Below are 14,451 nucleotides of genomic sequence, written 5' to 3'. Positions count from 1 at the left end.
AGTGCGAGAGTCCGACGATCAGCCCTCATGTCATCTCCGATGTACCGACGCTATCTCAGGCTGCGTCCGCGATGGCCGGTCCGGGGCCGGGAGCACGGCTCATGCCCGGTACAGCGCATACCCCAGATATGTGACGACCGGGTTGCCCTCCGGTTCGAGCACCATGTCGACGAGCTCCGGCAGCTGATCGTCGGTCAGCGTGCCACGCCTTCGCCCGCGCGTCGCGCGCACCAGACTCCGTGCGTCGCGCGGCTTGAACGCGGAGACGTCCTTCGCGGACAGCCCTGCCCGGTCGAGGGCTTCGGCGAGCTCCGCCGGGCGGCGCAGCCGGTGTGCGGCGTAACGGCCGCGGGGCATGATCCGTGTCCCCGGGAAGGCTTGGAAGGCACCGAGGCAGATGAGGCGGGACACGGGGGTGCGGTTCACCGTGTCGTAGACGAAGGCGCCGCCGGGGCGCAGCACACGTGCCGCCTGCGCGAGGACCGCGTCCGGCCGTTCGGTGATCTCGAGGGTGTCGGCGCAGTACACGAGGTCGAAGGGGTCGCCCGGCAGGCCGAGTTCCTCGGCGGGCGTCGTCAGGTATGTGACGCCGAGACCACCGTCCGCGTCCAGGGCGAGGGCCGTCGCGGCGGGGGAGGAGTCGGTGGCGACGACCTCGAAACCGAGCCGGGCGAGGCTGCGGGCCAGAAGGCCGCGCCCGCTGCCGATGACGAGCGCCCGGCCGCTTCGTACGTCGTGAGGCCGCGACGTCTACGGTCGAGTTCGCCCGACACCTCGGCCGTCCACGGCACGAGTTCCTGACCGGCGGTCCCCGCCCACGAGGCTGAGCCTCACCAGGCCGTGCGAGGACCTGCCGGACACGGCTCGCAGGATCTACCGCCTGCCGGCCGGCACCCTCAGCCGCGCACCAGGAGTCATGCCGGCCCTGCTCACTGACGTTCTCCCGCACCCCGGCGACCCGGTCCGTCCGATCCGTGCGCCAGTACGTCTCCCCTCGCCTGCCCGGCCACACCGGGCAGTGGCTGAGCAGGCGAAACCACCATCAGTCACATCCACGATCCCCCTTCACTGCCTCCGGATCCGGCGCGATGGTCTCTCGCCGGCACTCGCCGGCACTCGCCGGCACGGCCAGGTGGGCGGCGTCAGTCGTCAACCCTGGATTCCGGCCCCACCCTCGTCCGCTACGGGGGGCCGTTTGCTGACGAACAGTTTGCTAACTCAAGTTATTAATGGGTTAATGCCGATCGAGGCTCCGGGAGGGGCGTGGTAGGACCATCCGTATCTGTGGCCGGTGTCGCGCGGCATCGCCCGGGCGTTATACCGTTAGTAATCGTTGAGGATTCGGGGGACCGACATGCGAACCACTTCGGCCGGGACGGCGCCGGGCGGCGGGCGGTCACGCCCCACGGCCAACGACGTGGCCAAGGCCGCCGGGGTGTCGCGGTCGGCGGTGTCGTTCGCGTTCAACAGCCCCGAAAAGCTCTCCGAGGGCACCCGCGACCGCATTCTGGCGGCGGCCCAGGAACTGAGCTACGTCCCCAACACGCTGGCTCGCATGCTGAAGGCGGGGCAGACGCAGTCGCTGGGTGTGCTGCTGCCGCAGAATCTCGCGAAGGTGCTGGAGAACCCGTATTACGCGAGGTTCCTCACCGGGGTGGGCCAGGTGTGCGACGAGCAGGGGTACACGCTGCTGCTCACCCCGCCGCTGCGCGACTCGATGCTGAAGGCGATTCCCTACGCGGCCGTCGACGGTTTCATCGTGTGCGGTCTGGAGCACGACCGCGGTGAGGTGGCGGAGCTGCGCCGGCGGGGGATCCCCTTCGTCCTGGTGGACAGCAGCGCGCACGACGGTGTCCCCAGCGTCGACGTGGACGACGAGGGCGGGGCGTACGAGGCCATGCGCCATGTCCTGGACCTGGGGCACCGGCGCATCGCGCTCCTTTCGATCGACCCGGGGCCCGAGCACGCCGAGCGCGGTTACCGCGGTCCGCTGGCCCGCCGTATCGCCGGGATCATCCGCGCGCTGGCCGAGAGCGGCATGGGCCTGGACGACGTCCGGCTGACGGAGGTGCCCGCGACGCGGATGGACGGGTTCCATGCCGCCAAGTCGCTGATGGCCTCGACCTCTCCCACGGCGATCGTGGCGATGTCGGACATCCTCGCCTTCGGCGCCGTCGACGCCCTGCACGACCTGGGGCTGAACGTACCCGGGGACGTGACGGTGACCGGATACGACGACCTGCCGGAGTCGTCGTGGACGCGTCCGCGTCTGACGACCATCCGCCAGGCCATCACCACCAAGGGACGCACCGCGGCCGACCTGCTGTTCTCCGCGATCCGCAATGAGGACCAGCACCCCCATCAACTGCTGGGCACCCACCTGGTCGTCCGGGACTCCAGCGCCCGGCCCGCCGCCGGCCCGGGGCTCTCCGGCCCGGGCGGCTGATCCCGCACCTCCTTTTCGGCGCCGCCCTTCCGCCCTGGTCCCCGGACCGTCGCGGGGGCGGCTTTCCGCGTGTCCCACCGCCGCTCCGCAGGATGGCCGGCACGTTACAAAACCGTTAACTAACTGCTGTTAATAACCTGCTAACGTCTGCGGCACGAAGAGCTCGCAAAGCTCTCGCCCCACCAGAAAACGAGGCACGACGTGCCCTCCTCCTGGTGAGGAAGTGTTCCCGCGGCCCGGCCTCCCGTGCACGGACGTACGGGAGCTGCGCTCGCGCACTGCCGCCGGCTACTTCCCCGCTGCCGGCGGCAGTACCGGGCCCACCGTTGTCGGATCAGCCTTTCCACCGAGGAGTCCCCATGCGCCGTGGCATCGCCGCAGCCGCCCTGATATCAGCCATCACCATCACCGCGAGTGCCTGTTCCGGCGGTGCCTCCGACGCGGGGGACGCCTCCGGTCCGGTGACCATCACCTGGTGGGACACCTCGGACGCCACGAACGAGGCGCCGACGTACAAGGCCCTGGTCAAGGACTTCGAGAAGGCCAACCCCGACATCGAGGTCACCTACGTCAGCGTGCCCTTCGGTGACGCGCAGACCAAGTTCCAGACGGCCGCGGGCAGCAAGGGGGCCCCCGACGTGCTGCGCGCCGACGTCGGCTGGACCCCGGGCTTCGCGAAGTCCGGCTACCTCGCCCCGCTGGACGGTACCGCCGCGGGGGAGGAGGTCGCCGAGTTCGAGCCGGGCCTGGTCGAGCAGGGCAAGTACGAGGGCAAGCTCTACGGCATTCCGCAGGTCACCGACACCCTGGCGATGATGTACAACAAGGAGCTCTTCGCCAAGGCGGGTATCACCGAGCCGCCGGCCACCTGGGCGGAGTGGAAGAGCGACATCGCCAAGGTCAAGGACAAGACCGGCGTCGACGGCTTCGCGTTCAACCCGCAGGGCTACTACGCCATGCCGTTCCTCTACGGCGAGGGCACCGACACGGTCGACCCGAAGGCGCAGAAGATCACACTGAACTCGCCGGCCGCCGTCAAGGGCATCGACACGCTCAAGGGCCTGGTGAAGGCGAAGGGTGCGATGAAGCTGGACACCACCAGCAACGCCTATCCCAACATCATGGACGCCTTCAGCAGCGGCAAGGTCGCCTCCATCCTCCAGGGCCCGTGGGAGAACGCCAACGTCTTCAAGGGATCGGCGTTCTCCGACAAGAACAACCTCGGCATCGCCCCGGTCCCGGCCGGCAGCACCGGCAAGGCGGGGGCACCCCTGGGCGGTCACAACCTCGTCGCCTACGCGGGCTCGGACGCCGCGCACCAGGAGGCGTCGCAGAAGTTCATCGCCTTCATGACCTCCGCCGGGACGCAGAGCCAGGTCGCGGTGAAGAACGGCACCCTGCCCACCCGCGGTGACGCCTACACCGCCGAAGTCACCGCCAACCCGGGCATCGCCGGCTACCAGAAGGTCCTGTCCAGCGGCCGGCCGCGCCTGGCCCTGCCGGAGTACAGCTCCCTGTACACCCCGCTGGAAACCCAGCTGATCAAGATCCTCTCCGGCCAGGAGAGCACTGAAGGCGGCCTGGACAACGCCGCGGCCGAAGCGAAGAAGCTGCTGTCGGACTACAGCGTCAGCTAGCGCACAGGGCCGTCCGCCCCGCTCGGCGAGGGCGGCTTCCCCACGCCGACGTACCTCTTCCTCTCCCTGTCCCGAGGTGTCAGATGACCGCCGTCGTCGAGGGCAAGCCTGCCCGCACGAACCGCCACCAGCGAAATACCGGACCCGGTCGCGGCCCCCTCAGCCGCGTCAAGAACTCCTACGACCAGCGCTGGTACGCCTGGGCCATGTGCGTGCCCGTGGTCCTCGTCCTGGCCGCAGTCGTCGCCTACCCCCTGGCGCAGGGGATCTACCTGACGTTCACCGACGCCACCAGCCAGAACGTCGGCCGCACCATCGGCGTCAACCACATCCCCGACAGCTTCTCCTGGGTCGGGCTGAAGAACTACGCAGAGGTCCTCACCGGGGCCAACAACCAGTTCTGGCCGCACCTGGTGTGGACGGTCATCTGGACCGCTGCCTGCGTCGTCCTGACGTACGCGATCGGCCTGGTCCTGGCCATCGTGCTCAACCGCGACATACGCGGGCGCGGCCTCTACCGCCTCCTGCTCATCCTGCCCTGGGCGGTGCCCACCTTCGTCACCATCTTCGGCTGGCGCCTGATCCTGGCCGACGACGGTGTGGTCAACCAGCTGCTGGGTCTGGTCGGGCTGCCCGGCCCGTCCTGGCTGAGCGACCCCCTCGCGCAGAAGTTCGCCGCGATCGGCGTGAACATCTGGTGCGGCGTGCCATTCATGATGATCTCCATGCTCGGCGGGCTGCAGGCCATCCCCAAGGAACTCCACGAGGCCGCGGAGATGGACGGGGCCACCCCCTGGCACCGCTTCGTCCACGTCATCCTGCCCGGGCTGCGCCCCGTCAGCAGCACGGTGATCCTGCTCGGCGTCATCTGGACCTTCAACCAGTTCAACGTGATCTTCCTGCTGTTCGGCGGGAACAGCGACAGCGTCCAGATCCTCGTCACCTACGCCTACCGGCTCTTCTTCGGCCAGCAGCCCCAGGACTACGCCGGCTCGGCGACCGTCGGCATCCTGTGCCTGTCCATCCTCGTGGTCTTCACGAGCGTCTACCGCCGCTGGCTCAAGCGCAACGACCAGGGGGTCCTGGCATGAGCACCACCACCGCTCCGCCCGCACCCCGTCCGGTGCCGGACCCGGCGCGCACCCCGAACCGCCCGCGCAGCCACCGCCGCCGGTCCGTCTCCGCCTCTCTGCACGCCTTCCTGGTCGCCGCCGCGTTCATCGCGGTCTTCCCGGTCCTGTGGATCTTCTACATCTCGCTCGGCCCGGACAAGAACGACTACCAGCACCCCGGCCGCATCCTGGACAACCCCACCCTGTCCAACTACGGCCACGTCCTGCGGGACACCGGCTTCGGCACCTGGATGCTCAACTCGCTGATCGTGGCCCTGTGCACCATGGCCATCGGGGTGCTGATCGCCGCCAGTGCCGCGTACGCCGTCTCCCGGATCCGCTTCCTGGGCCGCGGCTCGCTGATGTACACCTTCCTGCTCACCCAGATGTTCCCGGTCGCCGTCCTCATGGTGCCGCTCTACAAGATCATGGGAAGCATCGGCCTGCTGGACACCTACGGCGGGCTGGTCCTCATCTACTGCTCCACCGCCGTGCCGTACTGCGCCTGGCTGCTCAAGGGTTACTTCGACACCATTCCCGTCGAGATCGACGAGGCGGGACGCATCGACGGCCTGACCCCCTTCGGCACCTTCTGGCGGCTCGTCCTGCCACTGGCCCGGCCCGGCCTGGCGGTCGCGGCGTTCTACACCTTCATCACCGCCTGGGGCGAAGTCGCCTTCGCCTCCAAGTTCATGCTCTCGGAAGGCAACTACACCCTCGCGGTGGGCCTGCAGTCCTACGTCAGCCAGTTCAACTCCCAGTGGAACTACATGGCCGCCACGTCGGTACTCATCGCCGTCCCCGCCGGGTTCGTCTTCTACATCGTCCAGAAGCACCTGGTCACCGGTCTGACCGCCGGCGGCACCAAGGGCTGAGGCGAGCCCCGTCCGCGGGTTCCGTGGCCCTTCTCCGCAGCGAAGCCCCTGCTCCGTACCTGCCGGCGCCCGCGCGCCACTGTCGTGAGGACTTTCTCCATGCCCCAGCACCTTGCCGCCACCGACCCGGTTGTCGAACCGGCCGCCGGGACCGCCCGCCCGGCCGACTGGTGGCGTGAAGCGGTGATCTACCAGGTCTATCCGCGCAGCTTCGCCGATGCCGACGGCGACGGCATGGGCGACCTCCCCGGTGTCCGCAGCCGTCTGCCCTACCTGCGCTCGCTCGGCGTGGACGCGGTGTGGCTGTCCCCCTTCTACTCCTCCCCGCAGGCCGACGCCGGTTACGACGTGGCCGACTACCGGGTCGTCGACCCGGTGTTCGGCACTCTCTCCGACGCCGTCGCACTGATCGAGGACGCCCACGAGCTGGGCCTGCGCATCATCGTCGACCTCGTGCCCAACCACTGCTCCGACCAGCACGAGTGGTTCCGGCGCGCCCTGACCGAAGGCCCCGGCTCCCGCCTGCGCGAACGCTTCCACTTCCGTGACGGCCTGGGGGAGTACGGTGAACTGCCCCCCAACGACTGGGAATCGGTCTTCGGCGGTCCCGCCTGGACCCGCACGAAGAACCCCGACGGGACTCCGGGGCAGTGGTACCTGCACCTGTTCGCCCCCCAGCAGCCCGACTTCAACTGGGACCACCGGGCCGTCCACGACGAATTCGCCTCGATCCTGCGGTTCTGGCTCGACCTGGGCGTCGACGGTTTCCGCATCGACGTCGCCCACGGCCTGGTCAAGGCCCCCGGCCTGCCCGACCTCGGCGCCCACGACCCGCTCAGGCTGCTGGGCAACGACGCCGGTCCGTGCTTCGACCAGGACGGCGTGCACGAGATCTACCGCGGCTGGCGCACGATCCTCGAAGAGTACGCAGGCGACCGTATCGGCGTCGCCGAGGCATGGGCCCCCACGCTGGAGCGCACCGCGAACTACGTACGCCCCGACGAGCTGCACCAGGCGTTCAACTTCCAGTACCTGGCCACCTCCTGGGAAGCCGGCCCGCTGCGGCACGTCATCGACGAGACCCTGACGACCGTGCGCCACGTCGGGGCGCCGGCCACCTGGGTCCTGTCCAACCATGACGTCACCCGGCACGCCACCCGTTTCGCCAACCCGCCCGGCCTGGGCACCCAGATCCGCACCGCCGGCGACCGCGAGCTGGGTCTGCGCCGCGCCCGCGCCGCCAGCCTCCTCATGCTCGCCCTGCCCGGCTCCGCCTACGTCTACCAGGGGGAGGAACTCGGCCTGCCCGACGTCACCGACCTGCCCGACGAGGCTCGGCAGGACCCCTCCTACTTCCGGGCCGACGGCCAGGACGGTTTCCGCGACGGCTGCCGCGTCCCGATCCCGTGGTCCGGCACCCAGGCCCCCTACGGCTTCGGTCCCGTCACCGGCGGGCCGAGCTGGCTGCCCCAGCCCGCCGAGTGGGCCGCCCTCAGCGTCGAGGCCCAGAGTGGCGACCCGGCCTCCACCCTGGAGCTCTACCGCGCCGCGCTCGCGATCCGCCGCGGCCACCCCGCCCTCGGCGGGGCCGACAACCTCCGCTGGCTGAACAGCTCCGAGGGCGTACTCGTCTTCGAGCGCCGTGCCCCGGACGGCACGGTCTTCACCTGCACCGTCAACACCACCGGTGAGCCGGTTCGGCTCACCGTCCCGGGCGAACTGCTGCTCTCCAGCGTCCGCATCACCGTGGTGGCCACCGAGACGGTCCTGCCGGGCGACACCACCGCCTGGTGGACCGCCTGCTGAACCGAGCCGCACCCCTGAGCACCGCGCGGCCCCGTACCGCACCGCATCGCCCTTCTCCCGGACCTTCGGGTCCCGGCCCCCATACACAGCGAGGTCTCCATGCTTCGTAGACCCCTCCGCGCGCCCGGACACGGCCGCAGGCTGATACCCCGGCTCACCGTCACCGCACTCCTCCTGACCGGCACCACCGCTGCCGCGGACATCACCCCGGCGCTCGCCGCCGACGCACCGCCCGCCGCGGTCGCCATCGCCTCCGACTTCGACACCCAGCTCGGCTGCGCGGGCGACTGGGCCCCCGACTGCGACCAGGCCCAGATGGAACGCCGCGCGGACGGGGCCTGGTCCCTCACCGTCCACCTGAAGGCGGGGTCGTACTCCTACAAGGCCGCGCTCGACAAGAGCTGGGCGGTCAACTACGGGCTCAACGCCGTCCAGGGCGGCGCGAACATCCCGCTGACCGTCCCGGCCGGCGGCGCGGACGTGACCTTCGTCTACGACCCCGTCACCCACTGGGTCACCGACACGCTCACCACCACGCTCGTCACCGCCGTCGGCGACTTCCAGAGCGAACTGGGCTGCGCCGCCGACGGGGTCACCGACTGCCTGGCCTCCTGGCTCACCGACCCCGACGGCGACGGCACGGGCACCTTCACCACCACCGGCCTGCCCGCGGGGACGTACAAGGCCCGCGCCGCCCTGGGCCTGCCCGGCACCCCCGCGGGCGGGGAAACCTCGTTCACCGTGGCCGCCGACGGCGCGAAGACGACATTCAGCTACACCGGCTCCTCCCAGGTCCTGGACGTCTACGCGGGCGAGCCCAAGCCCAGCCTCGCCCCCCGGGCCGCCCACTGGCTCACCGACGGTCTGATCGCCTGGGACCTCGGCGACAAACCGGCCGACCGGACCTACCACCTCGCCGCAGCCCCCGACGGCGGTCTCGCGGCGGGCGGCACCGGCATCACCGGCGGCACCGTCATCCCGCTGACCTACGACCCCGACGGACTGCCGGCCTCGCTCAAAACGCAGTACCCCCATCTGGCGAAGCTCGGAGCGCTGCGGCTCCCGCCCGCCTGGGCCGCCAAGGCGCCGGGCCTCCTGAAGGGGCAGGTCGCCGTCGCCGCCCTCGACGCGGACGGCACCCTGCACACCGCGACCGGCCTGCAGACCCCGGGCGTACTCGACGACCTCTACGCCGCACCGGCGAAGAAGGCCGCCCTCGGGCCCGTCTTCAAGGGCGGCAAGCCGACGCTGTCGGTGTGGGCGCCCACCGCGAAGAGCGTCAGCGCCGAGCTGTACGACACGGCCACATCCACCCGGCCGCGCCTCGTGGACATGACCCTCGACCCCCGTACGGGCGTCTGGTCGGTGCGCGGCGAGAAGAACTGGAAGAACACGTACTACCGCTTCGCCGTGAAGGTCTGGGCGCCCGCCGTCCTCAAGACCGTCACCAACCGCGTCACCGACCCGTACTCGCTCTCCCTGTCCACCGACTCCCGGCTCAGCCAGATCATCGACCTCGACGACCGCGCGACCGCGCCGCGCGGATGGAACAACAGCCGCTCACCCAAGGCGATCGACGCCGGTGAGCAGCAGATCCAGGAACTGCACCTGCGTGACTTCTCCGCCGCGGACGACAACGTTCCCGCCGCCGAGCGCGGCACCTACAGTGCCCTCACCCACCCGAAGTCGGCCGGGTGGAAGCACCTGAAGGAACTGGCGGGCTCCGGCGTCACCTCCGTGCAACTCCTGCCCGCCTTCGACTTCGCCGGGACCGCCGAGAAGCGCGCCGACCAGGCCACCCCCGCGTGCGACCTGCCCTCGATGGCTCCGGACTCCGAGGCCCAGCAGGCTTGCGTGGCCGGCACCCAGGCCACCGACGCCTACAACTGGGGCTACAACCCGTTCCACTTCACCGTGCCCGAGGGCTCCTACGCCACCGACCCGAACGGCAGCTCGCGCGTCGTGGAGTTCCGGCAGATGGTCCAGGCCCTCCACGACGCCGGCCTGCGGGTCGTCATGGACGTCGTCTACAACCACACCGCAGCCGCCGGCCAGGACCCCGCCTCGGTCCTCGACCGCGTCGTCCCCGGCTACTACCACCGCCTGGACGCCACCGGCACCGTCACCCGCGACAGCTGCTGTGCCGACACCGCCCCCGAGCACGCGATGATGAACAAGCTCGTCGTCGACTCCGTCACCACCTGGGCCGAGCAGTACCGCATCGACGGCTTCCGCTTCGACCTGATGGGCCTGGACCCCAAGCAGACCATGCTCGACGTCGACTCCGCCCTGGCCGGACTCACCCCCGGCCGCCACGGCGTCGACGGGAAGAACATCGCCCTGTACGGCGAAGGCTGGAACTACGGGGTGGTCGCCGACGACGCCCGCTTCGTCCAGGCCACCCAGGAGAACATGGCCGGCACCGGCATCGGCACCTTCAACGACCGGCTGCGCGACGGCGTACGCGGCGGTGGCATCTCCGACGCCGACCCCCGCCGCCAGGGCTTCGCCAGCGGCCTGTTCACCGACCCCAACGGCGCCGGGGTCAACGGCACCCCCGAACAGCAGAAGGCGCGGCTGCTCAAGGACATGGACCTGGTGAAGATCGGGCTGGCCGGGAACCTGGCCGACTACTCCTTCACCACCAGCGACGGCACCCGGCGCAAGGGCTCCCAGCTCGACTACAACGGCCACCCGGCCGGCTACACCGCTGCTCCCGGCGAAGCGGTCAACTATGTCGAGGCGCACGACAACCTGGCCCTGTACGACGCGCTGGCCTACAAGCTGCCGGCGGACACCACGCCCGAGGCCCGCGCCCGTGTGCAGGCCCTGGCCCTGGCGACGAGCACGCTGTCCCAGAGCCCGAGCATGGCCCAGGCCGGCACCGACCTGCTGCGCTCCAAGTCACTGGACCACAACTCCTACGACAGCGGTGACTGGTTCAACGCCGTCCGGTGGGACTGCCGCGACGGCAACGGCTTCGGCCGCGGTCTGCCGCCGGCCGAGTCCAACCGCGCGCAGTGGGACCTCGCCAGGCCCTTGCTGGCCGACACGTCCCTGATCCCGGGCTGCGAGGAGACCGGCAAGGCCGGTGAGCAGTTCCAGCAGCTGTTGAAGATCAAGAAGTCCACGCCGCTGTTCTCCCTCGGCAGCGCGGCCGCCGTACAGAAGCGTCTGAGCTTCCCGCTCTCCGGCACCCCGGGGGAGACCCCCGGTGTCATCACCCAGCATCTGGACGGCCGGGGGCTGGACACCTACAAGAACGTCACGGTCGTCTACAACGCCACTGCCCAGACGCAGCAGCAGACCCTGAAGGGTCTGGCGGGCAGCCGTCAGGTGCTGCACCCGGTCCTGGCGCAGGGGGGAGACGCCACGGTCAGGCAATCCGCGTTCCGCGCCGACAGCGGCACGTTCACCGTTCCCGCGCACACGGTGGCCGTGTTCGTCCAGCGGTAACCGACACCACAAGCATCACACCGGCCCGGCGGGGCAGCGGCAGGCCGCTGCCCCGCCGGGCCGTGCCCGTTCACCGCCGTCCCGGTTCGGGCCAATGGGTGCCGCCGTTACGGAAAACCCCTTGTGAGAAGCCTTGACTGCCTTCAAGTAACCAATTATTAACTTGAGTTAGCAAAGGGTGAACGGCGTACTGCCGTCATACTTCCGGGTCACCTGGACCACCCCGAGCCGGTGGGCGACCGCCCGCCCCGCAGCCGCGCCGGCACCAGTCGGCGCCGCCTTCCCGCTCCCCGCCACCCGCGCCCCCGATTACGGGCGGCGGGGAGCGGAACCCCCTTGAGGAGGCACCTCCATGCACGGCACCCCACCACCCCTCCGGCGCCGCAGAGCCACGACCCTCTCCGCCGCCGTCGCGGCCGGCGCCCTCGGGCTCACGCTCGTCCCGGCTCTCCACACCCCCGCCCAGGCGGTCGCCCCGACCGCCGTGTCCGTCCCCGGCACCTTCAACAGCGAGATCGGCTGCCCGGGCGACTGGGCCACCGACTGCGACCAGGCCCAGCTCACCGCACGCACCGACGGGTCCGGGGCCTGGTCGAAGACCCTGACCCTCCCGGCCGGCTCCTACGCCTACAAGGCCGCGATCAACAAGAGCTGGAACGAGAACTACGGAGCCAAGGCCCAGCCCGCCGGCGCCGACATCCCTCTGACCGTCCCCGCCGGCGGCAGGAAGGTCACCTTCGTCTACGACCCGGTCACCCACTGGATCACCGACGACATCAACCACAAGATCGTCACCGCCGGAGGCTCCTTCCAGTCCGAGCTGGGCTGCGCCGCCGACTGGGCCCCCGACTGCCTCACCTCCTGGCTCAAGGACATCGACGGCGACGGCACCTACACCTGGTCCACGACCGCCATCCCGGCCGGAACCCACAAGGTCAAAGCCGCCATCGGCCAGTCCTGGGCCGAAAGCTACGGGCAGGGCGGCAGCCCGGGCGGCGCCGACATCAGCTTTACCGTCCCCCAGTCCGGCTCGACCACGGAGTTCCGCTACAACAGCAGCTCACACGTGCTGACGGTCCAGACCGGGTCCTCGGGGGGCGGCGGGTCCGAGCCCGCCGCCGGCACCCTCGGCGCCACCTACACCCCGGCCAGGACGACCTTCCGCATCTGGTCCCCCGACAGCTCCGCGGTGAGCGTGACGGTCGGTGGCCAGAGCCACTCCCTCAAGCCCGTGGCACTGGCCGGATACACCGACGTGTACGAAGCCGTGGTGAGCGGCGACTGGAAGAACCAGGCGTACCAGTTCCGTGTCGGCAGCAACACCGTCCGCGACCCCTACGCCCGCATGGTGAGGCCGGGCACCACCGAGGGCGTCGTTCTCGACACCGCCGCGGTACGGCCCACCGGCGGGACCTGGGCGCCCACCCCGCCGGCGGTCAGGCGCGAGGACGCCGTCGTCTACGAGATGAGCGTCCGCAACTTCACCATCGACGCCAGCTCCGGCGTGGACAGCGCCAAGCGCGGCAAGTTCCTCGGCCTCGTCCAGGGCGGCACCACGCACAACGGTGCCAAGACCGGCATCGACCACCTGAAGGAACTCGGCGTCACCCACGTCCAGCTCCTGCCGTCGTTCGACTTCAACAGCAAGGTGCCCAACTGGGGCTACGACCCGGTCAACTACAACGTTCCCGAAGAGCAGTTCTCCCAGTTCACCGCACCCGAGGACCGGGTTCGTGAGTTCAAGGACATGGTGAACGAGTTCCACAAGAACGGCATCCGCGTCCTCATGGACGTCGTCTACAACCACACGTACAGCAAGGACGCGCTGCAAGGGATCACCGGCAAGTACTACACCCAGAACGACCTCTCGGCCACGGGCAACTCCATCGACGACGGCAACCCCATGGTCAGCCGGATGATCAGGGACAGCCTGGAGTCCTGGGTCAGGGACTACAACATCGACGGCTTCCGTTTCGATCTGCTGGGCATCCACCACCACAAGAACGTCGACGACTGGGCCAGGCACCTCAACGCCGCCTTCCCCGACCGCATGCTCCAGATCCACGGCGAACCGTGGAGCGGCGGAGTGAGCGACCCGCTCGAGCCCCAGAAGGTGCGCTACGGCACCACCCCCACCCTGGCCGGCGGACACGTCGGCGTCTTCAACGGCGCCTACCGCGACGCCATCAAGGGCGGTACCCGCGACCGGAACCTCGGCTACATGGGCGGCTCGGCCTCCAACGCCGCGGCCGTCGCGACCGGCATGCGCGGCTCCCCCCTCGCGGTGAAGAGCACCGCCCCGCTCTCCGACCCCTGGAATCCGGCTTTTGCCTACGACCCCGAGCAGACCATCAACTACGTCTCCGCCCACGACGACCTCAACCTCTGGGACAAGATCACCTACTCCGGAGTGAGTGGAGGGCCCTCGGGCCGAGCCGGCCAGATGGACCGCTTCGGCGTCGGCATGGTGCTGACCTCCCAAGGCATCCCGTTCATCCACGAAGGAGACGAGTTCCTCCACTCCAAGGTCGTCGGCGGCGACTACGAGACGGCCAAGAACTCCTACGAAGCGCCTGACAGTGTCAACGCCATCCAGTGGGGCGAGAAGACCACCCACGCCGCGACCTTCCGCTACTACAAGGACGCCATCGCCCTGCGCAAGTCCACCCCCGCCCTGCGGCTGCCCTCCTGGGACGCGGTGAAGGCGCAAGCCGTCACCCGGACCGACGGCCAGGTCGTCATCTCCACGCTGAGCTCCAGGGAGAGCGCGCCCACCGACCACGACACCGTCGTGGTCTACAACCCCACCGGCTCCACGTATGACGTGAGCCTGCCGGCCGGCTCCTGGACCAAGGTGCTCGACAGCACCGGAGCGGTCAGCGCCACGGGCAGCGCCGCCGGAAGCCTGGCGGTGACCGTCTTCAAGAAGAGCTGACCCTACGGGCCCGTACCACCGCCGCAGCCTGACGGACCGGTACGGGCCCGTGTGGGCGGGGATGCGCGGGAGGCGCCGGCCACCGGTGGCCGGCAACGCAACGGTCGGCCACCGGGAGCCGGCAGATCTCCTGCGGAGCGGATCGAGAGGCGATGTGGGGGTAGTGGGTAGGTCGTGTACGGAT

7 protein-coding genes and 1 pseudogene are annotated in these 14,451 nt (G+C 69.9%); 7 read left to right on the top strand and 1 reads right to left on the bottom strand.

All coding sequences use genetic code 11. The features are described 5' to 3' along the window. Nucleotides 1-99: 99 nt before the first annotated feature. Nucleotides 100-717, bottom strand: a pseudogene (locus ABD374_RS22190) (class I SAM-dependent methyltransferase); the annotation flags it as partial. 637 nt (nucleotides 718-1,354) lie between these two features. Between ABD374_RS22190 and ABD374_RS22185 the strand changes: the two are divergent. The 7 genes from ABD374_RS22185 (at nucleotide 1,355) to ABD374_RS22155 (ending at nucleotide 14,267) form a co-directional block, all read left to right on the top strand. Beyond that, nucleotides 1,355-2,446: a LacI family DNA-binding transcriptional regulator gene (locus ABD374_RS22185; protein WP_344497342.1), complete on the top strand. Its 1,092-nt coding sequence runs from the start codon at nucleotides 1,355-1,357 to the stop codon at nucleotides 2,444-2,446. 359 nt (nucleotides 2,447-2,805) lie between these two features. Continuing rightward, entirely contained in the window at nucleotides 2,806-4,083 is a 1,278-nt protein-coding gene (locus tag ABD374_RS22180) for an extracellular solute-binding protein (RefSeq protein ID WP_344497341.1), read from the top strand. A gap of 83 nt (nucleotides 4,084-4,166) precedes the next feature. Next, nucleotides 4,167-5,174 carry a carbohydrate ABC transporter permease gene (locus ABD374_RS22175; protein ID WP_425577302.1) on the top strand — a complete coding sequence of 336 codons (1,008 nt, stop codon included), beginning with the start codon at nucleotides 4,167-4,169 and terminating at the stop codon, nucleotides 5,172-5,174. Then, nucleotides 5,171-6,070 carry a sugar ABC transporter permease gene (locus ABD374_RS22170; RefSeq protein WP_344497340.1) on the top strand — a complete coding sequence of 300 codons (900 nt, stop codon included), beginning with the start codon at nucleotides 5,171-5,173 and terminating at the stop codon, nucleotides 6,068-6,070. Before ABD374_RS22175 ends, ABD374_RS22170 begins: the two co-directional genes overlap by 4 nt. Nucleotides 6,071-6,169: 99 nt before the next feature. Further along, nucleotides 6,170-7,876: a glycoside hydrolase family 13 protein gene (locus ABD374_RS22165; protein WP_344497339.1), complete on the top strand. Its 1,707-nt coding sequence runs from the start codon at nucleotides 6,170-6,172 to the stop codon at nucleotides 7,874-7,876. Nucleotides 7,877-7,975: 99 nt separating this feature from the next. Next, entirely contained in the window at nucleotides 7,976-11,332 is a 3,357-nt protein-coding gene (gene pulA / locus ABD374_RS22160) for a pullulanase-type alpha-1,6-glucosidase (RefSeq protein ID WP_344497338.1), read from the top strand. Between the two features lie 352 nt (nucleotides 11,333-11,684). Then, nucleotides 11,685-14,267 carry a pullulanase X25 domain-containing protein gene (locus tag ABD374_RS22155; RefSeq protein ID WP_344497337.1) on the top strand — a complete coding sequence of 861 codons (2,583 nt, stop codon included), beginning with the start codon at nucleotides 11,685-11,687 and terminating at the stop codon, nucleotides 14,265-14,267. Nucleotides 14,268-14,451 lie beyond the last annotated feature (184 nt).

Source organism: Streptomyces enissocaesilis (assembly GCF_039533765.1).
Taxonomy (GTDB): domain Bacteria; phylum Actinomycetota; class Actinomycetes; order Streptomycetales; family Streptomycetaceae; genus Streptomyces; species Streptomyces enissocaesilis.
Note: the sequence above shows the minus strand (reverse complement) of the source record. Positions and strands in the feature narration are given on the sequence as shown.

Coding starts and splice junctions, on each gene's coding strand:
- ABD374_RS22185 (WP_344497342.1), top strand. CDS start 1,355: ATGCGAACCACTTCGGCCGGGACGGCGCCGGGCGGCGGGCGGTCACGC.
- ABD374_RS22180 (WP_344497341.1), top strand. CDS start 2,806: ATGCGCCGTGGCATCGCCGCAGCCGCCCTGATATCAGCCATCACCATC.
- ABD374_RS22175 (WP_425577302.1), top strand. CDS start 4,167: ATGACCGCCGTCGTCGAGGGCAAGCCTGCCCGCACGAACCGCCACCAG.
- ABD374_RS22170 (WP_344497340.1), top strand. CDS start 5,171: ATGAGCACCACCACCGCTCCGCCCGCACCCCGTCCGGTGCCGGACCCG.
- ABD374_RS22165 (WP_344497339.1), top strand. CDS start 6,170: ATGCCCCAGCACCTTGCCGCCACCGACCCGGTTGTCGAACCGGCCGCC.
- pulA (WP_344497338.1), top strand. CDS start 7,976: ATGCTTCGTAGACCCCTCCGCGCGCCCGGACACGGCCGCAGGCTGATA.
- ABD374_RS22155 (WP_344497337.1), top strand. CDS start 11,685: ATGCACGGCACCCCACCACCCCTCCGGCGCCGCAGAGCCACGACCCTC.